Below are 25522 nucleotides of genomic sequence, written 5' to 3' on the forward strand. Positions count from 1 at the left end.
CGCGGGATGGGAGCCCTGGACGCGGTCGCCGCCCGGGTGGCCGCCGGCAGCACCGTGGAGTTCCGGCCGCGCGGGTCGTCGATGGTGCCGCTGATCCGCAGCGGCGACCCGGTGACGGTCGCGCCGGCCGATCCGGCCGCCCTCCAGGTCGGTGACATCGTGCTGGCCCGGGTCGCCGGAACGACGTACCTGCATCTGGTCTCCGCCGTCGACCACCCGCACCGGCGGGTGCAGATCAGCAACAACCGGGGCCGGGTCAACGGCTGGACCGGCCACTCCCGCGTCTACGGCATCTGCCTCACCGTCGCCGGCCGTCCCCGCCCGCGCACCGCGGGGAAACAACGGCCGCCATGACGGACACGTAGCTGATCGCCGCGGCCGGTGCGTTCGCCATCCTCCCGGGCATCGACGGCGGACGGGCGTACGCCTCCTGGACGCCCGCCCCCAGCCCGCTCACCGCGGCGGAGGTCGCCCTGATCGCCCCGGAATGCCGGGACAGCCTGCGCGATCCGGTCCTCGATCGGGCGTCCGTCGCGCTGGCCGAACGGCATGACGACTACGTCATGCTGTTCCTGCACCACGCCGACCCGGAACGGGCCGGATCCTGCCTGGTCCACAACGTCCCCGGCAGCGACGAGGTCGACGACGTCCGGGCGGGGGCAGCTCGGGCCCGGCACAGACGGTCACCGGCAGCCGATTCACCCAGGGCGCGATCACCGACTTCATCGACGCGTCGGTCACCAGCGGCGCGGTCGGCGAGGACGTGGCCGGTGTCACCGTCCGGGCCGGGAGGTTCACCGCCCAGGCGACGGGCGAGGACGGCCGGTACGTCGTGTGGTGGCCGGGACCGGCGTTCGCCCGCAACCCGGACCGGGAGAGTGGACCACGGCTGATGCTGAGGTACGACATCATCCTGCGCAACGGCACCATCATCGCCGACGCCCAGCCGAGCCGCCCCCGCTGACTTCTCCACAGGCGGACCGGCCGATCGGCTCGATCCACGGCACAATTCCTGAAGTCACCGGCCGGGATGCCGAACTATGCCGCCATGCCACGCTTCGAACCCCTCACCTTCCCTGCCGCAAGCCCGCAGGAGCGGATCGTGAAGACCGTCCGGGCACACGGCCGCATCATGTACCCACCGGCGAGACCAGAAGAGGATGTGAAGCAGGTCTCAGCGGCGTGACGTCACAGAAGGGCGGGTCGTCCTGTCAAAGAGGGCGAGCAACGTACAACGGCAAAGGAGTCGGACATGCAAGCTCGCCTCGATCTGCTCGACAACCCGCACGCCTCCCGGATCCTCAAGCACTTCACCGCGGCCGGGAGAGCCGTCCAGGACACGGGCCTGCCGGATTCGACCCGTGAGCTGGTGCTGCTGCGGGTCAGCCAGATCAACGGCTGCGCGTTCTGCGTCGACATGCACACCAAGGACGCCGCGGCCGCCGGGGAGACCGCGCAGCGCCTGCACCTGGTCGCGGCCTGGCGGGAGGCGACGGTCTTCACCGACGCCGAGCGGGCCGCGCTCGACCTGGCCGAGCACGGCACCCGGATCGCCGACGGGGCCGGCGGCGTCCCGGACGAGGTGTGGGCGGCCGCCACCAAGCACTACGCCGAGAGTCAGCTGTTCGCCCTGGTGGCGACGATCGCGACGATCAACGCCTTCAACCGGCTGAACGTGATCACCCAGCAGCCCGCCGGGTGGTACCAGCCGGGTCAATTCGCGTGACCTCGATCGACGACGAGACGGCGGCGGCCGGCTATCGGCCGCTGCTGTTCTCCATCGCCTACGGCATGACCGGTTCCGTCGGTGACGCCGAGGACATCGTGCAGGACGCGATGCTGGGCCTGATGCGGGCTCGGCGGGCGGGCACCGACGTCGCCAACGTCAAGGCCTACCTGACGACCGCGGTCACCCGGCTCGGCATCAACCATCTCGGTTCGGCCCGCAGGCGCCGGGAGACGTATGTGGGCGCCTGGCTCCCCGAGCCGATCGTCATCCCGGTCGGCGAGCCCGGTCCGGCCGAGCACGCCGAGCTCGCCGATTCGCTGTCGATGGCCTTCCTGGTCCTGTTGGAGGCGCTGTCGCCGGTCGAGCGGGCGGTGTTCATGCTGCGCGAGGTGTTCGGTTACAGCTATGCCGAGGTGGCCACGGTCGTCGGCAAGTCGGAGGCGAACTGCCGCCAGATCTTCGTCCGCTCCCGCCAGCGGATCACCACCTCCGGCCGTGACCTCGACACGTCACCGGCCCGCCGAGGGGAGGCCGCCGAGCTGGCCGAGCGGTTCTTCGCGGCGGCGTCCGGCGGCGACATCGACACCCTGCTGGAGATGCTGGCCCCCGACGTGGTCCTGGTCGGCGACGGCGGCGGCAAGACCCAGGCCCTGTCCACCCCACCAACCGAGCGGCTCGGGATGGCACGGCTGTTCGCCGGCCTATTCCGCCGCTTCCACCGACTCGGCGTCACCGTCCACCCGGCCTGGGTGAACGGCCGCCCCGGCGCCCTGTTCCGCGACGCCGCCGGCCGGGTGGCCTCCGTGATCTCCCTGGACATAGCTGACGGCCGTGTCCAGGCCGTCCGCTCCGTCGTCAACCCCGACAAACTCCAGCACCTCGGTCCGGTCTCCGACGTCGCCCTCCGCCCCACCCCGGCCGACCCACACGTCCCCGCAACCCTCCAGCGATGATCATGGCGATCACGGGCTGCCTGATCGAGTCGCGTGATCGGGCCGCCTGATCGCGGCCACCTGATCCGGCCACCTGATCGGGCCGCGTGATCCGGCCGCGTGATCCGGCCGCGTGATCCGGCCGCGTGATCCGGCCGCGTGATCGGCGCCGCGTGATCGGCGCCGCGTGATCGGCGCCGCGTGATCGGCGCCGCGCCGGGTCAGGCGCCGCCCAGATCCCGCAGACGCCGGGTGACCTGGAGCTCCAACCGGTCGCGACAGGTCCGGGCGACTTCGGTCAGGCGGTCGATCTCGGCAAGGGCAGCGGCACGCTGGTCCACCAGATCGCTGACCGCCTCGGTGTGCCGGTGCCGGGCGTCGCTGTCGATCGTGGAGGCTCGCAGGGCGGCGTCGCTCGTCAGCCGGTCGGCCTTGGTTCGGGCGATGACCAGCAGGCTTCGTGCGGTGTCACCGGCATCACGCAGGTATTCGTCGGCTGTTCGCCGCGCCAGCGCCACCACACGATCCTCCTGGTCGCCGGCGGGCTTCCGGGCGGTGCGGGCACGTTCGAGCTCGTCCCGCAGGTCGCGGGCCTGCTGTTCCGCTCGCGCTTGTTCGGCCTTCAGACGCTCCAGCCGGGCCGCGAGCGCAGCCATCTGCCCCACGCGGGCTGATCGCCGTGGCCCCCGGACGAACGGCTCCCCCGTGGGTTCGCCTCGATCCTCATGCCCGGACAGCCCTTGATCTCCCTGCCGGCGCCCGGCGGCATCCCCTCCTTCGTGCCGGCGCCCGGCGGCATCCCCACCTTCGTGCCGGCGCCCGGCGGCATCCCCACCTTCGTGCCGGCGCCCGGCCACATCCTGACTGGCGCGCTGCGCCTCGGAGACCTCCTGATCCCTGCGCCGATTGCCGGCGTGCTCGGTGACAGCGTCCGCCGGGGTGAAGGGACTGTCCTGCGGAGAGGGTGACGCGAGCACACCGACGGCGGAATGGTCCAGGCGTCCGCGGAGAGCCCGGTTCTCGGCGGTCAGGCGGGCGAACTCCTGGGCGGCACGGTCGAGGAAAGCGTCGACCGCGACGTCGTCGTAGCCGCGTCTTCCCAGTGCTGGTCTGCGGAACTCCACACTGTTGATGTCCGCCGGGGTGAGAGGCATGGGCTTCCTGTCAGTCAGTTCGGTGGCAGCGCACGGCCGGCCGGGTCGGGATCGGCGTTCGCCGGATCGAGTCGGCACCGGCGCTTGCCGGACGGGATCGGCACCGGCGCGCTACTGGACGGGGTCGGGGCCGGCGTGCTGCCGGGCAGGATCGGAGCTGGCGCGCTACCGGGCGGGATCGGGACCGGCGCGCTACCGGTCACGTCGGAGACAGCCTGCGGCTGACCGAAACGGAGCCGGCACGCTCCCGATCGGTCGAGACGAGCGCACAACCGGTCAGGTCGAGAGCGACGCCCCACCGGTTCACATCAGGGACAGCACGCGGCGGGCCGACCGGGGCCCGGCCCGCGGCCGGCCAGCCGAGGCCCGGCACGCGGCCGGACGACCGAGGCCCGGCACGCGGCCGGACGACCGAGGCCCGGCACGCGGCCGGACGATTCGAAGCCCACTCGCTGCCGGTTCGTACCAGGCCGGCACGCTGGGGACCGGCTCCGAGCAGCGCACAATCCGATGGATCGAGGATCGACGGGCTGCCGGGTCACGTCGGAATCCGCACGCGGAGGGCCGGACCGAGGCCGGCGCGTCACCCGCTGGATCGGGATCGACACGCTGCCAGGGCCGGCGCGCTACCCCCCGGACCGCGATCGACGCACCGCCGGAGCCGACGCGCTGCCAGCCGGACCGGGACCGCCGCGCCAATGGCTCAGATCGGGGGCACGGCGTGGAAGACGGTCGCCTGGCCGGGCGCCGAGGAGATCAGGCGGAGCAGGCCGCCGTCCTGGATCAGGTGGTGGCTCGGGTAGTTCGCCGAGCGCAGAACGAAACCCGTACCGGCCTGGGCGGAACAGAAGGTGGCGTCGTGCTGGAACAGCATCGTCGGCTCGGCGGGTTCCAGACGCAGGACGAAGTCGCGGTGCCGCAGGTAGAAGCCGGGATGTTCGGCTGATGCGAAGGACAAGCAGCGCGGGTCGGCCCGGCCGGTCTCCACCACGAACCGGGCGGCGCGGCGGTCCGCGGGGCTGCTCGCCGTCGTGACGGGTTCGACGCGGGCGAGATGGTCGCGGTGCCGGACCAGGTAGCCGGGCCAGGCCGGGAACGCGAGGCCGATGGTGTGCCCGACGACGAGGACGGGGGTGGGGGAAGTGCTGGGGGTGGCCGGTTCGCGGCTGGCGTGTGCGGCGCTCCGGGACGCCCGGGGCGGGATTCCGGCGCTGATGGCACGGATGCTCCGGCCTGCCTGCGGCGACCCGGCGGACAGCGCCGGTGACGGGAGGATCGAAACGGGCGGCGAGGCGGGCGCCGAACCGACCGGCAGCGCGAACACCGGTGGGGCGGGGCGTGGCGGAGGCGGCGGCGTCTCGCGGTCCAGCAGTATCACGGCGACAGCGGAGTAGCCGAGGATGGCGACGGTGGTCGCCGCGGCAAGCGCCACGATCGGCGAGTGCCGGCGCGGTGGCGGCTGGGGCAGACCCTGCAGCGACGGCACGGCGCCACCGGCTCGACTCGGCTCACCACGGAGGAACGCACCACCGGTTCGGGCCAGCTCACCACGGAGGATCGCATCACCGGTTCGGGCCGACTCACCACGCAGGAAAGCACCACCGGCCCGGGCCGGCTTCTCGCGCGGGTCGAGTCTGCCGGGACGCGGCGGTCGGGGGGCAGCCGTCATGGGTTTCGCAGCTCCTGTCATCACGCGAGGGACGTCACAACGCCGCTCATGACAACGTTGTCAGAGGAGTGAACGTGAGCCTATGGATCTTGTCAACAACACATTTCAATAGGTTTCTTTACGATCAGTTACGTACCGGGTGATACCGGCCGACCAGGCATGATCAGGCTGTGTCTTCACCGGTAGACGGCGGCGCAGATTCGCGACAATCGGGCTGAAGTGGGACCGCGCCGCCCGCCGTCGTCGGCGCACACCGCCTTCCCCGAAGACGGGGAGCGGGACGTCGAGATCGCCGCATCCACCGTCCGCAGCCTGGCAGCACCTGCCGACCACGATGCCTGCCTGATCGGACGGCACCTAGGATCATGGCCATGGCTTCCGATCTCGTCGAACGCCTCGGTCTGCGGCCGCATCCCGAAGGCGGTTGGTACCGGGAGACCTGGCGTTCCCCGGTCCGGTTCGAACCCGACGGCTACGACGGGCCACGGCACGCCGCCACCGCGATCTACTTCCTCCTGCACCCCGGTGAGCGGTCGGCATGGCATGTGGTCCGTTCCGCCGAGCTGTGGTTCTGGCACTCCGGCGGCCCGCTGCTGCTGCGCCGCGGCGGCGACGGCGAGGAGCCGGGCGACGGCGACGAGGTGCTGCTCGGGCCGGACGTCGCGGCCGGCCAGGAACCGCAGGTACTGATCCCGCCGGGAGTCTGGCAGGCCGCCGAGCCGGCCGGCGGCGAACCGGTCCTGGTCAGCTGCGTGGTGGCACCCGGCTTCGACTTCGCCGACTTCCGGATGCTCTAGCGCTACGGAACGGCGACAGCGCTACGGAAGTCGGCGACAGCGCTACGGAACGGCGACCTTCACGAACCGCCCCGGCTCGACGGTCAGAAACGTCTTCGCGCCGGGCAGGTGCAGCGGCGTGCCGGCGTACTCGCAACTGTCGGCGACTGCCAGCACCCGGCCGGTCAGCGGTTCGCTGCGCACCGCGACGCCCCAGTTGCTGAGGGACAGCAGGCTGGCGCTGTCCGGGCTGAACGCCACCGAACGCATCATCGGCATGGCGTACTCGACGACGACCGACCGGTTGGTGCCGAGTTCGACGACGCGTGACCTGCGGTCGTTCGAGACGGCCGCGAGGTACTTCCCGTCCGGGCTGAACGCGAGCGTACGAACGCCGCCTCCCGGGATGTACGGCTCCGCCTCCGGTCTCCAGTCCTCGGTCCGGAAGATCAGCACCTTGCCGCCCTCGCCGGTTGCGGCCAGACGGGTGCCATCGGCGTCGAACAGCAGCCGGCTGTCACCGTCGTAGCCGATCGAGAACCCGAACCGCTCCTGGATGTCCTTGACGTGACGGCCGGTCCGGAGGTCCCGGATCCGCACCAGGTCCTCGCTTCCGGTGGCGACGTACCGCCCGTCCGGGCTGATCGCCACCGCCTGGAGGATCCGGATGCCGTTCTTGCGGCCGGCGACCCCCAGATCGTTCGGCACCGGCCAGGTCCGGACCGTCTTGCCGGTGTCCACGTTCCACACCACGGCCGCGTTCACCGTTCCGGCGAAAGTCTCCGCCTGCACCTCGCCGTACGAGACCATCAGTTTGCCGTTCGGGGTGAAGACCGGCGAGGTGGTCATCCGGTTCATGTCGAAGGTGCGCACCTTGCGGCCGGTGCCGACGTCGAACAGCGTCATGGCGTGCACGTCGACCACGAACCGCCCGTCCGGGCTCGCCACGACCGGGTGGTCCTTCCCGCCGAACTCGGCCGGCACCACGCCCAGCGGCTGCCCGCACGGGTCCTTCTCCAGACCGCCGGTCAGCCCGAACCAGTCGGTGGTCGCGCCGACCACGATCGTCCCGGCGCCGCAGAAGACGGCCGCCACGGTCAGGAGAATGAGGAGGAGACGCCTTCCCCGCGACACCGGCTGCGCCGGCGGTCCCTCGGCAACCATGCGAAACTCCCCGTCCGCCGCCCATCGAAGACGGTCACCCTAAACCCCTCGATGTCGTACGGGTGAAGCGGCCCCCGGCGCGGCAGCGCGGATCATTCCTTGCGTCTCACGGGTAGCCACAGGGCGGACTCCGGAACGAGCACCTCGGTCAGGTCGCTGCAGAGAATGACATCGTTGTCCGGACCCCGCAGCTGTCGGGGACCGGCCCGGAACCGTCGCTAAGCTGGTCCGGAAGCGTCACCCCGGCCCGCGAGGAGCAGCTTGTCCCCCGATCGGACGTCCGGTGGCCGCCGCAGCAGCCGGCCCACCATGAACGACGTCGCCCGTGCCGCCCGTGTCAGCCTCAAGACGGTGTCCCGCGTCGTCAACGGCGAGGAGAACGTCTCCCCCGTCCTGGTCGCCCAGGTCCGCAGCGCGATCGAGCTGCTCAACTACAGTCCGGACGTCGGCGCCGGCGCGCTCCGCCGCAGCGACCGCCGGACCGAGATGATCGCCCTGCTGCTGGAGGATGTCGGCAACCCGTTCTCGGCGTCACTGCACCGGGCGGTGGAGGACGAGGCCCGGGCCCGGGGCGTCCAGGTGCTCACCGGCAGCCTCGACGAGTGCCCGGCCCGCGAGCGGGAGCTGGCCCGCGCCTTCACGATGCGCCGCACCGACGGTCTGATCATGGCCCCGGTCGGCCCGGACCAGGGCTATCTGGCGACGGAGCTGCGGGTGGACACTCCGGTGGTGTTCGTCGACCGGCCGGGTGCCGGGTTCCCCGGCGACACGGTCCTCGCCACGAACGTCCTCGGCGCCGGTGAGGCGACCCGGCACCTGCTGGCGCACGGGCACCGCCGGATCGCCTGCCTCGGCGACTACAGCCGGATCTCCACGGCCCGCCTGCGTCAGGAGGGGTACCTCGCCGCGTTACGGGAGGCGGGCATCGAGCCGGACCCGCGGCTGATCGGTTCCGAGTTGCACACCGCGCTGATGGCCGAATGCAAGGTCATCGAGCTGTTCCACCGGCCGGACCCGCCGACCGCCCTGTTCACCAGCCAGAACCTGGTGACCGCCGGCGCGGTCCGGGCGCTGCGCCGGCTCGGCCTGCACCGCACCGTGGCGCTCGTCGGTTTCGACGACTTCCCCATGGCCGACCTGCTCGAACCGGCGATCACCGTGGTCGCCCAGGACCCGGTCGTGATGGGCCGCACCGCTGCTCAGGCCCTGTTCCGCCGGATCGACGGCGACAGCACCCCGCCCGCCGAGCACTGGATCCCCACCACCCTGATCCGCCGCGGCTCCGGCGAGATCCGCCCCGGCACCCACACCACGGGCGACCGGCTCGCCGGCTCCCTCTGAGCAGACCCGAACCCGTCCTCCGGTACGGGCCACACACGCTCCCGTGACTCGGAACGACGAGCGGAGGGAATGCCTGCCGCGCCCGCTGCGGCTTCGGCAGGCGGGTGGGCCGGATGCTAGTCGGTGGTTCCCAGTTGGACGGTGAGGATGGTGAGGCGGTCGCGGCCGGGCAGGTCGACGAGGTCGGTGGTGCGGAAGCCGCAGTGGATGTAGAAGTCGGCGGGGTGGCCGCCGGTGGACACCCACAGCCGTTCGATGCCGGTGCGGGTGGCCCACAGTTTGAGGCCGGTGAGCAGGGTTCCGCCGACGCCCCGGCCGCGGCGGTCGGGGCGGACGACCGCGCCGACGACCCACGGGCCGCGGTCGGCGAGTTCGGGGTGTTCGACGGGGACGAGGCCGATGCCGCCGGAGGCGTTGCCGGTCTCGTCGATGGCGACGAAGGTGACCGGGGGCAGGGCGCGGCCGGTCTCGCGGCGGGTGGTGTCGATCCACCACTGCGGATCCTCGCGGCCGGGGTGGCGGCTCCACTCGTGCCAGCGGAGCCGGGCCAGTTCGGCGATCAGGTCCGGGCGATCAGCGAGCAGTTCGATCGCTATCGATGGCTGCGTCAGTCGGTCCACCCCTCTGACGCTACGGCTGCCGGGCCGGTTGGAACATATCCGGAATTGCCGCCGGTAGTGTTTCGATCATGAAGGTACGCGAAGAAGAGGTTCGGATCGGTGACATCCGGACAGCGGTGCTGCGGCCGGCCGGCGACGGGAAGTGGCCGGGCCTCCTGCTCTACACGGACATCTTCCAGCTGACCGAGTCGACGTTGCGGACGGCGCGGCGGCTGGCCGCGGCCGGGTTCGTGGTGGCGGTTCCGGAGATCTATCCGCACGGGGAGCTGGCCGGGGTCGCCCTGGAGTTCGACGACGAGGGCAAGCAGCGCGGGCTGGCGGGGGCGGCGGCCACCACCGCCGCCGAGTTCGACGCGGACCGGGTGGCGGTGCTCGACCATCTGGAGCAGCGCGACGATGTGACCCGGCTGTTCGTGACCGGTTTCTGCATCGGCGGGCATCTGGCGTTCCGGGCCGCGTTCGATCCGCGGGTGGCGGCGACGGTCTGCTTCTACCCGACCGGCCTGCACAACGGGGCGCTCGGCCGGGACGACGACGCCGGTTCGATCGCGCGGGCCGCCGAGATCCAGGGCCGCCTGCTGATCGTCTTCGGCAGCCAGGATCCGCACGTGCCGGCCGACGCACGGCTGTTCATCCTGGAGCGGCTGTACGCGGCCGGGCTCACCGATCTCGAACTGCACGTCTACACCGGCGGGGAGCACGCGTTCATGCGGGACGTCGGCCCGCGCCACGATCCGGCGCTCACCGACCGGGCCCTGATCGAGGCGGTCGCCTTCTTCCACGAGAGTTGAGACGGCGGCGGCGACCCGGCATGCGGGACGGAATCCCGTACGGATCAGGAGAAGCGTGCTCGCCGCCGTCGCGTCCGGCGACGGCGGCGTGGGCGGACCTGCCGCTCGCCGCCGGCGCCGCGCGGTGTGTCCGGCTGACCGGGGTCACCCGCGCCAACCGGTACGGCCGGTCCGTCCACGAGCGGGAGACTACCGCTGTCAGGCCATGACCGAGATGCAGAACGGGTGGCCGGCCGGGTCGAGCAGGACCCGCCAGCGGTCCGGCATCGGCTGGAACTCCGGCTTGGTGGCGCCGATCCCGAGGATCGCCGCCTCGCCGGAGTCCAGATCGGTGACGCCGCATTCGAGGTGGGCCTGCTTCGGCACGTCCGCGGACGGCCAGGTCGGTGGCACGTACTCGTCGACCTTGGCGAAGCCGAGCCCGCTGCCCATCTCGCCCACGTAGACGAACTCGTCGCTGGTGTAACTGATCTCCAGGCCGAGCAGCCTGCTGTAGAAACCGGCGAGAGCGGCCGGGTCGTCGCAGTCCAGGGAGAGCCCGGCGAGAGTGGCGAGTGCCATGGTGGTGCTCCTTTCGTCGGTTCCCACCCTGCCCGGGGATGACTGACACCCTCTGTCAGTCATCTGTGGCAGTCTTCGGACATGCGTGCGAGCCGGTTGCTGTCGGTGGTCCTGTTGCTGCAGGACCGTGGGCGCCTGACGGCTCAGCAGATCGCCACGGAGCTGGACGTCTCGGTGCGGACGGTGTACCGGGACATCGAAGCGCTCGGGGCGGCGGGTGTGCCCATCTATGCGGAGCTCGGGGCGGGTGGCGGATATCAGCTGGTCGACGGGTACCGGACTCGCCTGACCGGCCTCACTCCGCAGGAGGCCGGGACGATCTTCCTGGCCGGGGTGCCGGAGGCGGCCGCCGAGCTCGGGCTCGGTGCGGTGCTGACGACGGCGGAGCTGAAGTTGCGGGCGGCGCTGCCCGCCCGGCTCAGCCGGCACGTCGACGAGATCCGCGACCTGTTCCACCTCGATGCGGCCGGCTGGTTCCGCGAGACCGAGACCCACCCGCATCTGGCCGCCCTGGCCGCGGCGGTGTGGAACCGCCGACGGGCCCGCATGCGTTACCGCCGCTGGCGTGAGCCCCGCGAGGTGGACCGCGACATCGAGCCGCTGGGCATCATCCTCAAAGCCGGCGTCTGGTACTTCGTCGCCAACGTCTCCCGCTCCCCCTCCGCCGCCCCTGAGCAGCGGACCTACCGGGTGGCGACGATCCTCGAACTGACCGTGCTGGACGAGACGTTCGAGCGCCCGGAAGGATTCGATCTCGCATCGTCCTGGGCCGCGTGGGCAGCGGACTTCGAGCGGCGCCTGCACCGGGACGAGGCGACGGTCCGGCTCGCCCCGGCGGCGCTGGACCGGATCCCCCACCTGATGACGCGGGCCATGGCCCGCAACGTCCGCGACGGCGTCGGCCCGCCCGATCCGGACGGCTGGACCACGGTGACCCTCCCGATCGAGTCCGTCAAGCACGCCCACGCCGAGTTGCTGCGGCTCGGCGCGGACATCGAGGTGGTCTCCCCGCCCGCTCTGCGGGAGATGATGCGGTCCAGCGCGCTCGCCATGACGGCGTTGTACGGGTGAGCGGCCGTCTCCGCCGGTCCGGCGGTTCTGTCGGACCCTGCTGTTAGCGTCCCCGGCATGCCGATCGACACCGGACTGGGCAGGGAGCCGCTGCCCGTGGAGACGCCTGACGATGTCGCGGTGCTCGTCGAGCACCTGCAACGGGGCGACCTGGAGAAGCGCTTTCTGGGCGACCACTTCGCCTATCTGGCCGGCACTCGTCCGGAGCTGTTCCGGCCCTATCAGGAGCTGGTGATCGACGGGCTGCTGGACCGGTTCGAGGTCGTCTTCGACGATCTGTGCGTGCTCTTCGGCGGGGCGCCGGACCGGTGTGTGGAGATCCTGGCCGGGCGGCTGCGATCCGACCGTTCCTTACAGGACGCCTGGGTGCTGGGGTCGATCGGCACCGGCGCCGCCCTGGCCGCCGTCGCCGAGGACGTCCGTGACGGTGGGGACCGCTCCGACTACGAGGACTCCGGCATCTGGATCCCCCCGACCGGCCCGGCGGAGTTCCGCTTCACCCCCCGGCGGCAGGCCGTCTTCCTGGAGCTCGGCGACTTCCCCGATGCCGCGCACCCGGTGGGCCTGCCGGTGGACCGGGTCGTTCGTGATCCCTCGACCAGCCCGGTCGCCTGGCACTACGTGTCGTTGCGTCTCGCCGACGTGCCCGGGCTGCCGTCGTGGCCGGCCTCGCACGCGCATCTGGTCGGCCCGGCCTCCCGCGACCCGGGGGTGCTGTTCGCCGGCATCGGGCCCGACGGCCGCTATCAGGACGAGCGGCTGATCCTGGACGAGGAGCCCGAGGAGGACTGGTTCGAGGACGACCCGGAGTTCGGCCGGGGCCGAGCGGTCCTGCGCCCGTATGGTCCGGACCTCGTCTACACCAACGGCCACACGCACGCCACACCCGGCCTGGTCGGCACGGCGGGCGGCCCACCCATCGGCCTCTATCCGAACCCGCTCTGCCCCTCCTGCAAGCGCCTGATGTTCCACGCCGCCACGGTGACCACCGACATCCGCGAGCACGGTTCCGGCTTCCGCAGCCTCTTCCTCTGCGAGGACTGTCACCGGACCGCCACCACCGCCAGCGGCTGGAACTGACCGACCCCGAGGACAATCGTACCGTCGGCATAATTTCTTGTGTGCACTAAAATTTCTGTGCATACTGTGCCCATGACGCGATCGGTTCTCATGGTGCTCACCTCACACGACACGTTCGGCACGACCGGGCAGCCCACCGGATTCTGGTGGGAGGAGCTGGTGGTCCCGCTGCGCGCGTTCCAGGGAGCCGGGCTGGCCGTCGACATCGCCTCGGTGCGCGGCGGGCGGCCACCGGTCGATCCGGCCAGTACCGCCGGCACCGCCACCGCGCCCGATCTCGACGCCCTGCTCAACGGCGCCGTGCCGCTGAGCTCCGTCGATCCGGCCGGCTACGACGCGGTCTTCCTGGTCGGCGGGCACGGCACCATGTGGGATTTCCCCGGCGACGAGTCCCTTGCCCGGATCGTCGACGTGATCGGCCGTGCCGGTGTCGTCGCCGCCGTCTGCCATGGCGCGGCCGGGCTGCTCGGTGCGACCACCGCGGCGGGGGATCCCCTGGTGGCGGGGCGGACCGTGACCGGCTTCAGCGACGCCGAGGAGGCGATCGCCGGCGCGACCGCCGCGCTGCCCTTCTCGCTGGAGCAGCGGCTCAAGGATCTCGGCGCCATCGTGGAGGTCGGCGAGCCGTTCACCCCGACGGTGCGCCGGGACGGCCGTCTGCTCACCGGCCAGAACCCGGCCTCGTCGGCCGGCGTCGCCGCGGCCGTCATCGACGCTCTGGCACTGCCGTGACCACGGCCGCCGACCGGTTCGCGGCGCTGCCGCTGCGTGAGCGCAAACGAGCCCGGCTCCGTGTCGCGCTGTGGCAGGCTCTGCGCGAGCGCGTCGAGCACACCCCGTTCGCCGACATCCCGGTGCGAGAGCTCGCGGCGGCGGCGGAGGTGTCCGAGCCGACGTTCTTCGGACACTTCGGGTCCAAGACCGAGCTGCTCGCCTACCACATCTGCATGTGGCGCATCGGCACCGTCCTCGCCGCCGGCGCCGCGACGGACGGCGTCGACTTCATCCGGCGGTTCTTCGACGAGACAGCGGTGTCCATCATGGCCGGCCCCCGGATGTGGTTCGAGATCACCGCCGAGGTGGCCCGGGGCGGCGGTGTCTGCGCCGTGCTGGACATCAGCGAGGCCGAGCGACTGCTGGTCTTCGACGACCCGCGCGCGCTCGACATCGCACTGACCCCGCAGGCCGACCTGTTCCGCCGTCATCTGGCGCCCTCGCCCGGCTCCGAGGCGGCGGTGACCGGCCTGCTCGCCGGTTTCTACGGCGTTCCGCTGGCCCTCGGCGCCGACCGGCTCGACGAGCTGCGCGACGCCTACCGCGCCCATGTCGACCGGCACACCGCGGCGGCCCTCGGGTGACCGGCGCGCGCGCCGTCGCCGAGCAGGTTCTCCACCGTCTCGGGCCCTCCTCCGGTGTCGATCTCGCCCCGTTCTTCGGCGGCTGGTCGCTACGCCACGACGGGGAGCAGATCGGCATCGTCATGGACACCGTCTACGCCAAGGTCCACCTCGCGGATCGGGAGCGCTGGCACGCCGCCGGCTCGGTCCCGTTCCGGTACACGGCCCGCGGCCGGACGGTCACGGTCGAGGCGTACTGGAGTGTTCCCGCCGGCGCCCTCGACGACCCGGACCTGCTCTCGGATCTGTTCCTCGGAACGGATCACGGGCCCTCGACGCCGGCGCGTCGCGGCGGCCGGCCGACCGGGATCGGTCCGTTCCGTCACCGCGATGGCGCGCTGCGGGGCCGGCGCGACTGACGGAGACTGGCGGGATGGGGATTCGGGTGCGGCCGTTTCGGGTCGAGGTGGCGGAGTCGGAGCTGGTGGATCTGCGTGAGCGGCTCGCCCGGACGCGCTGGCCGGAGGCGGCGCCGGTGGCCGGGTGGGCGCAGGGCATTCCGCGGGAGGTCGTGCGAGACCTCTGTGCGTACTGGGCGGACGGCTATGACTGGCGGGCGGCGGAGGCCCGGCTGAACGCGGTGCCGCAGTCGATGGTGACCGTGGACGGTGTCGATGTGCACGTGCTGCATGCCAGGTCGCCGCATCCGGGAGCGTTCCCGCTGGTGATCACGCACGGGTGGCCGGGGTCGGTGCTCGAGCTGGTGGATCTCGTCGGGCCGTTGACCGATCCGGACGATCCCGCGGACGCGTTCGATGTGGTGATCCCGTCACTGCCGGGTTACGGGTTCAGCGGGAGACCGGACACCGCCGGGTGGGGTGTGGAGCGGATCGCGGACGCCTGGGCGGAGCTGATGGCCGGCCTGGGGTACGACAGGTACGGCGCGGCGGGCAGCGACTGGGGAACCAGCGTGTCCAGTTGCCTGGCGGCGCAGCACCGCGACCACGTGGCCGGGATCCATCTGATTCCGCCGCTGGCCGGGCCGGATCCGGCGAGACCCGATGATCTCACCGAGGAGGAGCGGACGGCACTGCAACGGATCCAGGAGCGGGGCCGGTCGGCGTCGGCCTACTCGGAGATCCACCGGACGGCGCCGCAGACTCTGGGCTACGCGCTGGTCGACTCACCTGCCGGGCTGTGCGCGTGGCTCGGCGAGAAGCTGCTGACCTGGGGTGACGGCCTGACCCGTGATCAGGTTCTGGACCAGGTGTCGCTGTACTGGCTGACCGGGACGGCAGCGTCGTCGGCCCGGCTCTACGCCGAGAGCATCGAACGGATCGCCGGCTGGATCACCGGGGTGGACGCCGAGCCGGTTGACGTCCCGGTCGGTGCGTCGGTCTTCCACGCCGAGGTGCCGTGGCCGTCTCGGCGCTGGGCGGCCCGCCGCTACCCCGACATCCGCCACTGGTCCACGCACGATCGCGGCGGCCACTTCCCCGCGCTGGAGGTTCCCGGCCTGCTGGTCGACGATCTGCGCGCCTTCTTCCGCCAGGTGCGCTGACACCGTCCGGCCGCGCGGCACCGCACCCGCCGATCGTTCGGCGAGGGGCGGAAAAACCGGGCGGCACGAGCGAGCCGAGCGTCGAGAACGGCGTCCCGTGGGGAAGAACGTGATCTCACCGGAGCGCCGTGGCGTCCGCCCGCTCCCCGACGGCCGCGGACCGGGCCGGGCCGAGTGGGGACCCGCCGACGGTCTTCCGGTGCTGTTCAGTGCCGGCGCCGCCACCAGCCGGTCGCTCGGGTTCGGCGCGCACCTGCTCGCCGGGCCGGGACCGGATTCGGGAGGCCCTGCTGTCCCGCCGACACCGGCCGGGCCGGTCCCGGAGGCACACCGATGCGCCTCCGGAACCGGCCCGACGCCGTCAGAGGCGGATGCGCTGGCCGGGGTAGATCAGGTTGGGGCTGGCCAGGCGGTCCTTGTTGTGCGCGAAGAGCGTACGCCAACCGCCCTTGATCTTGAACTTCCTGGCGATGGAGGCGAGGGTGTCGCCGGAGCGGACCACGTAGGTCTTGCCGCTCGGTTTGGCGGACGGCTTGGTGGACGGTTTCGCGGTGGAGCCAGTCCGGTAGACGCCGGCCTTCTTGCCGCAGACCGGCCACGGCTTCAGGCCGCGCTTCTGGTAGAGCCTCTCGGCGATGGCGATCTGCTGGGCCTTGGTGGCCTTGTCGGCGGTCGGGGCGTACCTCGTGCCGCCGTTCGACTTCCACGTGCTGCGGCTGAACTGCAGGCCGCCGTAGTACCCGTTGCCGGTGTCGATGTGCCAGCGCCCGCCGGACTCGCATTTCGCGACGACGTCCCAGTTGACCTGCCGGGCGGCCGACTGGGCCGGGGCGACCGGGCCGAACAGGACGCCGGCGCCGGTGACCCCGGCGGTGACCAGGGTGGTCAGGGCGAGGCGTACTCGTCTACTACCGATCCGAGACATGGATGACCCTCCACGCCTGCGAGGTGAGCTGTCGGGTTCGGGATAGGTGTCCCGGCCGTGCTGGGCACGGCTTCACCCCAAGACGCCGAGAGAAGCGCCGCGAAGATTGGGTCCCCCGCTCCTGCCGTCGGAATGGAGTCTGTGGGCGGCGGCAGGACTCGGCGGTCCGTCCACAGTGCCCGCGTCGCGGGACGGCCCGACGGTAACCACGTCGATGGGCCGCACACCAAGCTTTCCACCCGGGATAGTGACGTTCTTCTCAGTATTTGCCCGCTTTGATCTTGTTACCGCCCGGAAATTCCCGGACTATTCCTTTTTAGACCTCATTTCCAGCATCGTGCCGACAACGGCGCACAGCGTCACCGAGATGCCGACCCGGATCCAGCCGGCCTCGATCACCGGGGAGAGACCGCCGACCACCACGATCGAGATGACGACGATCACCAGAAAGACCTTCATCGGGCGCCGGCGGTGAGGCGGGCGCCGGCCGTGAGGCGGGAACCGGCCGTGAGGCGGGAACCGGCCGTGAGGTCGTGGGCGACGATCGGGGTGGCGGTCTCCAGCCGCCGCCGCCGGGCCAGCCACACGATCACCGCCGCGAACCCGATCAGCACCGGAATATCGGCGAGCGCCGCCTGCCACGGCATGTCCGCCGCCGTCTCCTCGATGGTCAACTGACCGAAGGCCGCCGCCAGCACCGAGCTGAGCACGTTGTTCATCACGTGCAGCGCGATCGCCGCCTCCAGCCCGCCGGTACGCACCGTCACCCACCCGGCGACCACACCGAAGACCAGGAGATCAGCGAAGCCGTACGGCGTACCCCATCCGTGCAGGGCCGCGAACACCGCCGCCTGCACGATGATCGGCACCCACGGGTTGCGGATCCCCGCGCCCAGCCCCTGCAGCAGCCAGCCCCGGCACAGGTACTCCTCGGCGGCCGCCTGGAACGGCACCACCAACACGATCACCGCGGTGGACAGCACGAACGGGCCCCACCCGGCCAGTGGATCGTCCAGCCCGGCGTCCTCGCCGGTGACGGCCGACAGCGCCGTGCCGAGGGTCAGGAACAGCACGATCGTCACCGCCGCGACCGGCAGGCAGAGCATCAGCCAGCGCCACCGGATCCGCCCGGCGACCGAGGACAGCGTGCCGGCCGGGCGTTCCTGGATGAGGCGGGCGGCCACCAGGATCAGCGGCAGGAACACGGCGATCGCCAGGAAGTCCACCGCCAGGTCGGGCAGCGGGCCGAAACCGGCGAACCCGTCCGGGCCGTCCGGGCGGCCGGCGAGCTCGGCGGCGCCGGTGTAGGCGAAGTAGCCGACGAGCATCACGCCGAGCCCGCACAGGACGATGAAGAACGACCCGAGGACGGTGCGCCACCAGCGGTGGGTGGGGGTGCGGGCGAGACGGTGGTACGGGCTACCGGGCGGCGCTGGCATCAACATGGGACAGAGTCTCGCGTCCCGGCGGCGCGAGCGGATCCGGCTGCGGCCAGATCCCCGTCTCTAACCTGCGATATAGACCTCCGGCTGGTCGTCAGTGCTGTCTCAGCGTCGCCGAGACAGCACTGACGACCAGCCGGGCACAATGAGGACCATGGAACCGCCCGAAATGATCAATGCCGGCGAACTGGTGCTCAAACGGTGGGAACCGGAGTGGGCCGCCGAGCTGAGCACCGCCGTCCGCGAGTCGCTGCCCGAGCTGAAACCGTGGCTGCCGTGGGCGACCGACGCCTACGGCCTGGCCGAGTCGAGCGACTACATCGGCCGGTCGGTGGACGACTGGGCCAAGGGCGCCGAGTTCAACTACGCGATCTTCACGACCGTCGGTGAGCTGATCGGCTCGATCGGCCTGATGACGCGGATGGGCCCCGGCATCCTGGAGATCGGTTACTGGATCCGGACGCCGTACAGCGGCCGCGGTCACATGACCGCGGCCGTGACCGTGCTGACCCGGGTCGCGTTCACCCTGCCGGGCATCGAGCGGGTCGCCATCCGCCACGACGCTGCGAACGCCGGTTCCGCCCGGGTCGCCGAGAAGGCCGGCTTCGCCGAGGTCTCCCGGGAGCCCGGCGACACCGGTCGCACCGACGTGATCCGCGAGCACCAGCCGGTCTGAGGCTATTGCAGGACCACGACGCCGCGCCCCGGAACCTTCGCCGGGGCGCCGGGCAGCGCGGACAGCCCGACCGGGTGGGGCGTCCGGTTGATCAGGAACCGGACGTCGCCGCGGATCGCCAGCTCGACCTTTCCGCGCAGCTCGGGCGGCAGTTCGCTGCCCACCCCGGCGGGGGTGAGGAGATCGTCCAGGATGGCGGCGAGTCCCTGCGGGCCCAGGCGGGTGGAGACGTACGCCGCCGAGCCGGCGCCCACCTCACGGCGGGTGACGGCCGGCCCACCCCCACCGGCGTACCCGGCGAGGATCTTGACTGCCGGATCGGTCACCTCCAGCCACTCCGACCAGAGGGTTCCGGTGGCGCCGTTGGTCAGCGTCACCGTCTCGCCGTCGAGCAGCGGCGCGAACTCCTCGACCCGGATGCCGAGCAGGTCACGCAGCGCGCCCGGGTAGCCGCCGAGCCAGGCGTGGTCGTTCTCGTCGACGATGCCGGAGAAGTAGGTGGTCACCAGGTGGCCGCCGGCCGCGACGTAATCCGTCAGGCGCTGCCGGAGCGCGTCCGGCACCAGGTGCAGGATCGGCGCGACGACCACCCGGTAACCGGACAGATCGGTGTGCACCGGCACGACGTCGGAGCGGATGCCGGCGTCCAGCAGGGCCGTGTACCAGTCGAGGGCCTCCTGGCGGTACCGCAGCCGGTCGGTCGGGTGCGAGTCCTGCTCGGCGGCCCACCACGACTCGTAGTCGACGACCACGGCCACCTGCGACGGCGTACGACGAAGACCCGCGACGCCGGACAGCGACCGCAACCGCGCGCCGAGGTCGGTGACGGCCCGGAAGATCGCGCTGGAGGTCCCGGCGTGCGGCAGCATCGCCGAATGGTATTTCTCGGCCCCCGCCCGGGACTGCCGCCACTGGAAGAAGCAGACGCCGTCGGCGCCGTGGGCGACGTGCGTGAGCGAGTCGCGGGCCAGCTCGCCGGGGAGTTTCGCCGGGTTGACGGGCTGCCAGTTGACGGCGCTGGTGGAGTGCTCCATCAGGAACCAGGGGCGCCCGCCGGCCAGGTTGCCGCACAGGTTCGCGGAGAACGACAGCTCGTCGCGGCTCTGCGGGCCGGGCCGGGTGTAGTGGTCGTTGGCGACGAAGTCCACCTCGCTCGCCCAGTCCGGATAGTTCATGTCGTTGATGTCCCCGGCGACCATGAAGTTCGTGGTCACCGGCACGTCCGGGGTGATCTCCCGCAGGATCCGGCGCTCGGCCAGGTAATACTCCTTGAGCGCGTCCGAGGAGAACCGTTTGAAGTCGAGCTGCTGGGTCGGGTTGACCGGCCCGTTCGCGTAGCGTGGCGGCAGGATCTGGTCGGCGTCGGTGTACCGCTGCGACCAGAAGTCGGTGCCCCAGGCGGCGTTGAGATCGTCCAGGGTGGCATAGCGTCGCCGCAGCCACCGCCGGAAGGCGACCGCGGCGTCGTCGGAGTAGTCGTGGGCGTTGTGGCAGCCCAGCTCGTTGTTGACGTGCCAGGCGGCCACCGCGGGATGATTCGCGTACCGGTTGGCGAGCGCCCGGACCAGCCGGAGCGCGTGCTCGCGGAAGACCGGCGAGGTGGGCCGCCAGTGCTGCCGGGCGCCGGGCCAGACGGTGCGGCCCTCCCGGTCGACCGGCAGGATCTCCGGATGCTTCGTGGTCAGCCACGGCGGCGGCGACGCGGTCGGGGTGGCCAGGTCGACCAGGATCCCGTTGGCGTGCAGCAGGTCGATGATCTCGTCGAGCCAGCCGAAGTCGTACCGCCCCTCGGCCGGTTCCAGGCGGGCCCAGGAGAAGATGCCGAGCGAGACGATCGTGACCCCGGCCTCGCGCATCGCCCGCACGTCCTCGGCCCACACCTCCCGGGGCCACTGCTCCGGGTTGTAGTCGGCGCCGAACTCGATGCGTTTCTCCCCCGCACGGCGGAGCCAGGCCGGGGCTTCCCGGGGCAGGCGCAGCACGCCCGCGAAGAAGCCGAGCGAGGCGTCGTCCGCCGCCGGGTTGTCCTGCGGCCGGTTGAGATGGCCGTGTGTGGTGCCCCGCGCCAGGAACGACTGGGCCGGCACCCCCACCTCGTGCAACTGCCGCTCCAGCAGCTCGCCGGACGGCCGCAGATCATCATCCTCGGACAGCAGGATGTGCACCGGGGGCAGGCCGTCGAGCCGGGCCGCGCCGGGCAGCGCGTCCGGCGGGAGATCGCTGATCCGGCCCACGTAGTTGCGGACCATGTCCTCGATGGCCGTCAGGCTCCGGCCGAGACCCAGGGTCGGCGCCGGGAAGTGGCTGAACGGGTAGGCGAGCAGGAGCAGGTCCGGCGCCTGCTCCCCGGCGTCGCGGACACGCAGCGCGGTGGACAGGGCCAGGGCGGCGCCCGCGCTGGCGCCGCCGATCGCCTTCCGCGCGGGCAGGTCGGTGCGGGCCGTCACCCAGGTCCAGACGGCGTGCACGTCGTCGATCGGCACCGGGTAGCGGACGCCGCCGACGGCCAGCCGGTAGTCGACGGCGACGACGACCGCGTCCGCCCGGCGGGCCAGCTCGGCGGCGACGTGGTCGGACTCGGGCATGTCGAGGTCGCCGTGCCGGAAGCCGCCGCCGTGCGCCCAGACGAGGACGGCTCCGGCGGGGGTGTCCGGCTCGTACACCCGCACCGGAACCGGTCCGTGCGGGCCCTGCACCTCGAGATCAGCCGGCATTGACTCGCACCCCATCCCGTCCACGTACTGAAACGATTTATACCCGGGAATCCTATCGATCGAAGTCCCGCCGGTCACCGGGTGCGAAAGTGTTGCTACACTAAAACCGCAAACGCCGTTCGCAGTTTCTCAGCTCAGTTTCCCAGGGAGGCCGATGTGACTCAGGACTGGACCGTGCAGCGGGTGCCGGCGGCTGACGGCGCCGAGATCGTGCTCCACTCGATCGGCGCCGGACCGGGCGTCGTCGTGGTGCACGGCGGCGGCGTCACCATCGCGATGTACCGGCGGCTCGCCCTCCGCCTGGCCGACCGCTTCACCGTGCACCTCTACAACCGCCGCGGCCGGGCCGACGCCGCCGCACGTGCCGAGCCGTACGACGGCGAGCAGGACATCGACGACCTCGCCACCCTGCTGACCTGGACCGGCGCCCGCAACGTGATCGGCCACAGCAGCGGCGGCTTCATCGCCCTGCAGGGCGCCGCCCGCCGGCTGCCGATCGGCCGGCTCGCCCTCTACGACCCTGCGGTCCAGGTCGACGGCATCGGTCCCACCACCGGCTGGCTGCCGGCCGCACGGGAGGCCGCGGCCGCCGGCGACATCCCCCGCGCCATGGCCCTCACCTCGGCCGGCATCAACACGCATGCGGCCGCGACCCGCCTGCCGCTGTTCCTCCAGATCGCCATCTGCCGGCTGTTCCTGCGGACCTCCATCGGCCGCACCATGGGCGAGCTCCTCCCGACCACCCTCGACGAGTCCCAGCTGATCCACCGCCACGACGGCCCGCCCGAGCAGTGGGCCGGCGTCGAGGCCGAGGTGCTGCTGGCCTGCGGAGCCGCCGGCCCGCCCTACTACCGGCCGATCAACGAGGCCCTGGCCGCCGTCATGCCGCACGCCCGCAGCCTGATCGTGCCGCGCGCCGGCCACGACGCCCTCAACCGTGCCCCGCAGCATCTGGTCGACGCGCTCGCCGACTTCTTCACCGCCCCGGTCACCTCCGAGCCGGCCGGGCCGTGATCGGCGACCGGACGACGCGACCGGCCGCCGGGTGCGCCGTGCCGTGAGCGGCACAGCGGTCCCGTGACTCGCGGCGGCCACGGCAGGCGTCCCCTCACGACCGTCCCCCGGTGCCACTCGTGCACGCCCTTCCGGTCCGGTCAGCGGCGGATCGGACCGGGCCGATGGTGAGTGCCGCCTCGATCGGCCCGCGACGACCGGCCGGGGTTCTCCGGCTGCGAGTGACCCGGTCAGGCCGCGGCACGGACCGGGCAGCTCGACAGCGTCGTGGTCAGGGCAGCCGGTCAGGCGCCGGTACACCCGCAGGCAAGTAAGCGGGCGGGCGGGCACGCGGGCGGGCGGGCACGCGGGCGGGCGGGCACGCACGCGGGCGGGCGGGCAATCAGGCAAGCCGCAACCGGGCAACCGGCGCTCGCTGGCCTCCCGGAAGCAACCTCCGGGAAGGCCCGCCACGAATCGCGCCGGTGAGGGCCGGGCCGTCGCTGCCCGCCTTCGCCGCGCAAGGACGGGTCCGGGGGCCGCCTGGTTTCGGCGACCCCCGGGCCCCGAGGGTGGTGTCAGCCGGCGTACGGGGCGGCGACGTCGAGGATCCAGGTGACACCGAAGCGGTCGGTGAGCATCCCGAAGCCCGGCGCCCATGCCGAGGGGCCGTACTCCTCGATGACCTCGGCGCCGTCGGCGAGTCCGCCCCACAGTCCGCCGACCTCCTCGGCGGTCTCACCGCGCACGGAGACGAAGAACCGCTCACCGGTCAGCGTCCTGCCGTGTTCCCGGACGGTGGCGGCGGGCACGGCCGCGGCCGGCGAGTCGGCGGGCACGTCGTAGGCCATGATCCTGAACCCGTTCTCGGCGACGACCTGGCCGAAGACGACTTCGTCAGCGCCGGGCAGGTCACCGGGCATCCCGAAGTCGCCGTACGTGACGACCGTGCGGTCGCCGCCGAACACCGACTGGTAGAACTCCAGTGCCGCGCGGGCGTCACCGCGGAAGTTCAGGTGCGTAGTGGTCGTGATCGTCATGCTGTGCTCCTTGATGATTGTTCTCGGACATCGATCAGGCCCTAGGAACCGAGCCGTGGCGTTCTCAGCCCTGCCACGGCGGCTCCAGGTGGTTGCGGTTCTTTCCCGGCCGGTTCTCACGGCTGTCTCGAGGCGTTCAAGACAGCCGTGAGAGCCAGCCGGTGCGGATCTTGTCCGGCTGGTGGTGAGGGCTGTCTCGAGGTGCTTGAGACAGCAGTGAGAGCCAGCCGGGGGTGAGCGGGACGGGCAGGCATGAGCCGCACCCGGGGGAGGGTCGTGAGGGGACGCCTGCCGTGGCCGCCGCGAGGCACGGGACGCTGTGTGGCCCGTACCAAGGCATGGGGTGAGAGAAGTGCGGCGGACCGGAAGCGGACCGACCGCCGTGGTGGTGGTGCGGTGGATCGGAAGTGGACCGGCCGCCGCCGTGGTGTCAGAGGGTCTGGAGGATGGCGCTGACGAGCAGGCTGCCGACGATGTTGTAGCCGCCGGAGATCGTGGCGTAGAGCAGCGGCCGGGGGAAGTTGGGATTGATGGCGATGGTGAGGGTGTTGGCGGCCAGGTAGCCGGCGCCGACGATGAGCCCGAACAGCAACGCGTCGCCGTAGGTGTCGATCTTCAGTGCGGCCATCAGGACCGCGCTGGTGAGCGTGATGGTCAGGCTCGTCGCCGCCGGGCCGGCGAGGAACAACGGCGTGGACGGCGCTTTCGCGCCGGGCTCCCGGCCGAGGGAGCGGTGGTAGGCCCGGGGGAACAGGGCCGCGAACCAGAGGCCGCCCAGCAGGGTCAGGGCGAGGAAACCGGCCAGGATGCCGAACCAGTGAAGATCGGCGAGAACATCGAACATGTGGGTCTCCGTACGAGAGAAGGGTCTTCCGCCGACCGGCGCGTGACCAAGATTCGCAGCGGTAGGTGACAGGGTGTGGCACCTTTCTGCCGCAGAATCAGGTTCATGGCGAAGACCTCCGCGCGTCTGCTGGCTCTGCTCTCCCTGTTGCAGACCCGCCGGGACTGGTCCGGCACCGCGCTGGCCGGCCGGCTGGACGTCAGCCTGCGTACCGTGCGCCGCGACGTCGACCGGCTGCGTGAGCTCGGCTATCCCATCGCCGCGGCCAAGGGCCCGGAAGGGGGTTACCGGCTCGGCGCCGGCACCGACCTGCCCCCGCTGCTGTTCGACGACGACCAGGCCGTCGCCCTCACCGTCGCCCTGCAGATCGCCGCGACGACCCGGGGCAGCGGCCTCGCCGAATCCGCCGAACGGGCGCTGAACACCATCCGGCAGGTGATGCCCGCACGACTACGGCACCGCGTCACGGCGCTCGACGTCACCGCCGTCGACGGGTCCCCCGCGCAGCCGGCCGAGCCGGTCGGCGGGGATGCTCTGCTGACCATCAGCGCCGCGGTGCACGCCCGCGAGGTCCTGCGCTTCGACTACGGCTCCGGCGGCACCCCGGCCGCGCGCCGCGCCGAACCGCACCACGTGATCACCCGGGGCGGCCGGTGGTACCTCGTCGCCTGGGACCTCGACCGTGACGACTGGCGGACGTTCCGCGTCGAGCGGATGGCCCTGCGCACTCCCCACGGGCCACGCTTCACGCCCCGCGCGCTGCCCGGCGGGGACGTCGCCACGTTCGTCACCGGCGCCTTCCGCGGTTCCGGCGACGCCACCGGCGACTGGCCCTGCCGCGGCACGGTGATCCTCGACCTGCCGGCCGCGGTCGTGGCCCGCCACACCCGGGACGGGCTCGTCGAGCCGATCGCCACCGACCGCTGCCGGCTCACGCTCGGGTCCTGGTCGTGGCCGGGTCTCGCCGCCGCCTTCGCACGTTACGACGCCGACATCGAGGTCGTCGGCCCCGGCGAGCTCACCGAGGCCTTCGCGGATCTCGCCCGCCGACTCTCCCGAGCCGCGGCCGGCCGCGTCGCCACACGGGCTCCGGCCGGCGGCG

General features: G+C 71.9%; 28 protein-coding genes, 1 pseudogene and 1 riboswitch. Of the genes and pseudogenes, 17 read left to right on the forward strand and 12 right to left on the reverse strand.

Features of this window, described 5'->3' with window-relative positions; all coding sequences use genetic code 11:
- Positions 1-6 precede the first annotated feature (6 nt).
- From Aut01nite_RS29195 to sigJ, 4 genes are all read left to right on the forward strand, one after another.
- The gene (locus tag Aut01nite_RS29195) at positions 7-354 is read left to right on the forward strand and encodes a S24 family peptidase (protein WP_043524368.1); all 348 of its coding nucleotides are present in this window, start codon (positions 7-9) and stop codon (positions 352-354) included.
- A 409-nt stretch (positions 355-763) separates the two neighbouring features.
- Positions 764-964 (forward strand): hypothetical protein, encoded by a 201-nt coding sequence (locus Aut01nite_RS29200; RefSeq protein WP_043524277.1) that lies wholly within the window; start codon positions 764-766, stop codon positions 962-964.
- Between the two features lie 288 nt (positions 965-1252).
- Positions 1253-1726 (forward strand): carboxymuconolactone decarboxylase family protein, encoded by a 474-nt coding sequence (locus Aut01nite_RS29205; protein ID WP_043524276.1) that lies wholly within the window; start codon positions 1253-1255, stop codon positions 1724-1726.
- The gene (gene sigJ / locus Aut01nite_RS29210; protein ID WP_236642645.1) at positions 1723-2682 is read left to right on the forward strand and encodes an RNA polymerase sigma factor SigJ; all 960 of its coding nucleotides are present in this window, start codon (positions 1723-1725) and stop codon (positions 2680-2682) included. The genes Aut01nite_RS29205 and sigJ overlap by 4 nt, the downstream gene beginning before the upstream one ends.
- Before the next feature lie 200 nt (positions 2683-2882).
- Here sigJ and Aut01nite_RS43800 read toward each other — a convergent pair whose 3' ends face one another.
- Positions 2883-3317 carry a hypothetical protein gene (locus Aut01nite_RS43800; protein WP_052163532.1) on the reverse strand — a complete coding sequence of 145 codons (435 nt, stop codon included), beginning with the start codon at positions 3315-3317 and terminating at the stop codon, positions 2883-2885.
- A 69-nt stretch (positions 3318-3386) separates the two neighbouring features.
- On the opposite strand from Aut01nite_RS43800, the gene Aut01nite_RS43805 reads away from it, so the two are divergent.
- Positions 3387-3629 (forward strand): hypothetical protein, encoded by a 243-nt coding sequence (locus Aut01nite_RS43805; RefSeq protein WP_043524274.1) that lies wholly within the window; start codon positions 3387-3389, stop codon positions 3627-3629.
- Positions 3630-3662: 33 nt separating this feature from the next.
- Here Aut01nite_RS43805 and Aut01nite_RS43810 read toward each other — a convergent pair.
- Positions 3663-3815: pseudogene (locus tag Aut01nite_RS43810) on the reverse strand (DivIVA domain-containing protein); the annotation flags it as partial.
- Between the two features lie 703 nt (positions 3816-4518).
- Positions 4519-5484: an AbfB domain-containing protein gene (locus Aut01nite_RS29220; protein WP_161790608.1), complete on the reverse strand. Its 966-nt coding sequence runs from the start codon at positions 5482-5484 to the stop codon at positions 4519-4521.
- 365 nt (positions 5485-5849) lie between these two features.
- On the opposite strand from Aut01nite_RS29220, the gene Aut01nite_RS29225 reads away from it, so the two are divergent.
- A complete protein-coding gene (locus Aut01nite_RS29225; RefSeq protein WP_043524270.1) occupies positions 5850-6281 on the forward strand; it encodes a cupin domain-containing protein in 432 nt (143 codons plus the stop codon).
- Positions 6282-6323: 42 nt separating this feature from the next.
- Here Aut01nite_RS29225 and Aut01nite_RS29230 read toward each other — a convergent pair whose 3' ends face one another.
- Entirely contained in the window at positions 6324-7424 is a 1101-nt protein-coding gene (locus Aut01nite_RS29230) for a WD40 repeat domain-containing protein (RefSeq protein WP_043524268.1), read from the reverse strand.
- Positions 7425-7685: 261 nt separating this feature from the next.
- On the opposite strand from Aut01nite_RS29230, the gene Aut01nite_RS29235 reads away from it, so the two are divergent.
- Complete coding sequence (locus Aut01nite_RS29235) at positions 7686-8765, forward strand: LacI family DNA-binding transcriptional regulator (protein WP_236642644.1); 1080 nt, start codon at positions 7686-7688, stop codon at positions 8763-8765.
- Between the two features lie 116 nt (positions 8766-8881).
- Here Aut01nite_RS29235 and Aut01nite_RS29240 read toward each other — a convergent pair whose 3' ends face one another.
- Entirely contained in the window at positions 8882-9385 is a 504-nt protein-coding gene (locus Aut01nite_RS29240; RefSeq protein ID WP_043524267.1) for a GNAT family N-acetyltransferase, read from the reverse strand.
- 68 nt (positions 9386-9453) lie between these two features.
- On the opposite strand from Aut01nite_RS29240, the gene Aut01nite_RS29245 reads away from it, so the two are divergent.
- A complete protein-coding gene (locus tag Aut01nite_RS29245; protein ID WP_043524266.1) occupies positions 9454-10176 on the forward strand; it encodes a dienelactone hydrolase family protein in 723 nt (240 codons plus the stop codon).
- A gap of 198 nt (positions 10177-10374) precedes the next feature.
- Here the strand turns inward: Aut01nite_RS29245 and Aut01nite_RS29250 are convergent, their stop codons facing one another.
- A complete protein-coding gene (locus tag Aut01nite_RS29250; RefSeq protein ID WP_043524264.1) occupies positions 10375-10737 on the reverse strand; it encodes a VOC family protein in 363 nt (120 codons plus the stop codon).
- Between the two features lie 81 nt (positions 10738-10818).
- Between Aut01nite_RS29250 and Aut01nite_RS29255 the strand changes: the two genes are divergently transcribed.
- The 6 genes from Aut01nite_RS29255 (at position 10819) to Aut01nite_RS29280 (ending at position 15786) form a co-directional block, all read left to right on the forward strand.
- The gene (locus Aut01nite_RS29255) at positions 10819-11808 is read left to right on the forward strand and encodes a helix-turn-helix transcriptional regulator (RefSeq protein WP_043524263.1); all 990 of its coding nucleotides are present in this window, start codon (positions 10819-10821) and stop codon (positions 11806-11808) included.
- Between the two features lie 57 nt (positions 11809-11865).
- Positions 11866-12888, forward strand: a complete 1023-nt coding sequence (locus Aut01nite_RS29260; protein WP_043524262.1) for a hypothetical protein — start codon at positions 11866-11868, stop codon at positions 12886-12888.
- Between the two features lie 72 nt (positions 12889-12960).
- Complete coding sequence (locus tag Aut01nite_RS29265) at positions 12961-13620, forward strand: type 1 glutamine amidotransferase domain-containing protein (protein ID WP_043524261.1); 660 nt, start codon at positions 12961-12963, stop codon at positions 13618-13620.
- Positions 13617-14246 (forward strand): TetR/AcrR family transcriptional regulator, encoded by a 630-nt coding sequence (locus tag Aut01nite_RS29270; protein WP_043524260.1) that lies wholly within the window; start codon positions 13617-13619, stop codon positions 14244-14246. Before Aut01nite_RS29265 ends, Aut01nite_RS29270 begins: the two co-directional genes overlap by 4 nt.
- Entirely contained in the window at positions 14243-14644 is a 402-nt protein-coding gene (locus tag Aut01nite_RS29275; RefSeq protein WP_052163530.1) for a TfoX/Sxy family protein, read from the forward strand. The genes Aut01nite_RS29270 and Aut01nite_RS29275 overlap by 4 nt, the downstream gene beginning before the upstream one ends.
- 14 nt (positions 14645-14658) lie before the next feature.
- Positions 14659-15786 (forward strand): epoxide hydrolase family protein, encoded by a 1128-nt coding sequence (locus tag Aut01nite_RS29280; protein WP_043524258.1) that lies wholly within the window; start codon positions 14659-14661, stop codon positions 15784-15786.
- Positions 15787-16147: 361 nt separating this feature from the next.
- Here Aut01nite_RS29280 and Aut01nite_RS29285 read toward each other — a convergent pair whose 3' ends face one another.
- From Aut01nite_RS29285 to Aut01nite_RS29295, 3 genes are all read right to left on the reverse strand, one after another.
- A complete protein-coding gene (locus Aut01nite_RS29285; protein WP_043524256.1) occupies positions 16148-16711 on the reverse strand; it encodes a LysM peptidoglycan-binding domain-containing protein in 564 nt (187 codons plus the stop codon).
- Positions 16711-16859: riboswitch (cyclic di-AMP (ydaO/yuaA leader) on the reverse strand. Its footprint overlaps the gene before it by 1 nt.
- A gap of 158 nt (positions 16860-17017) precedes the next feature.
- On the reverse strand, positions 17018-17155 hold the full coding sequence (locus tag Aut01nite_RS29290) for a hypothetical protein (RefSeq protein ID WP_161790607.1): 138 nt from the start codon (positions 17153-17155) through the stop codon (positions 17018-17020).
- An 11-nt stretch (positions 17156-17166) separates the two neighbouring features.
- Entirely contained in the window at positions 17167-18156 is a 990-nt protein-coding gene (locus tag Aut01nite_RS29295) for a CPBP family intramembrane glutamic endopeptidase (RefSeq protein ID WP_052163529.1), read from the reverse strand.
- Positions 18157-18307: 151 nt separating this feature from the next.
- Here Aut01nite_RS29295 and Aut01nite_RS29300 point away from each other — a divergent pair, with 151 nt between their 5' ends.
- Positions 18308-18829 (forward strand): GNAT family N-acetyltransferase, encoded by a 522-nt coding sequence (locus tag Aut01nite_RS29300; RefSeq protein WP_043524253.1) that lies wholly within the window; start codon positions 18308-18310, stop codon positions 18827-18829.
- Positions 18830-18831: 2 nt separating this feature from the next.
- On the opposite strand, the gene Aut01nite_RS29305 is transcribed toward Aut01nite_RS29300, so the two are convergent.
- Entirely contained in the window at positions 18832-21543 is a 2712-nt protein-coding gene (locus tag Aut01nite_RS29305) for a beta-galactosidase (RefSeq protein WP_161790606.1), read from the reverse strand.
- 156 nt (positions 21544-21699) lie between these two features.
- Between Aut01nite_RS29305 and Aut01nite_RS29310 the strand changes: the two genes are divergently transcribed.
- Positions 21700-22557, forward strand: coding sequence for an alpha/beta fold hydrolase (locus Aut01nite_RS29310; RefSeq protein WP_043524252.1), 858 nt, complete (start codon positions 21700-21702; stop codon positions 22555-22557).
- A gap of 557 nt (positions 22558-23114) precedes the next feature.
- Here Aut01nite_RS29310 and Aut01nite_RS29315 read toward each other — a convergent pair.
- Entirely contained in the window at positions 23115-23576 is a 462-nt protein-coding gene (locus Aut01nite_RS29315) for a VOC family protein (RefSeq protein WP_043524251.1), read from the reverse strand.
- A gap of 430 nt (positions 23577-24006) precedes the next feature.
- Positions 24007-24420, reverse strand: a complete 414-nt coding sequence (locus tag Aut01nite_RS29320) for a DUF1761 domain-containing protein (protein WP_043524249.1) — start codon at positions 24418-24420, stop codon at positions 24007-24009.
- Between the two features lie 105 nt (positions 24421-24525).
- Between Aut01nite_RS29320 and Aut01nite_RS29325 the strand changes: the two genes are divergently transcribed.
- On the forward strand, positions 24526-25522 hold a 997-nt coding region (locus Aut01nite_RS29325; protein ID WP_204037722.1), incomplete at its 3' end, for a helix-turn-helix transcriptional regulator.

It is taken from the genome of Actinoplanes utahensis (assembly GCF_016862455.1).
GTDB lineage: Bacteria > Actinomycetota > Actinomycetes > Mycobacteriales > Micromonosporaceae > Actinoplanes > Actinoplanes utahensis.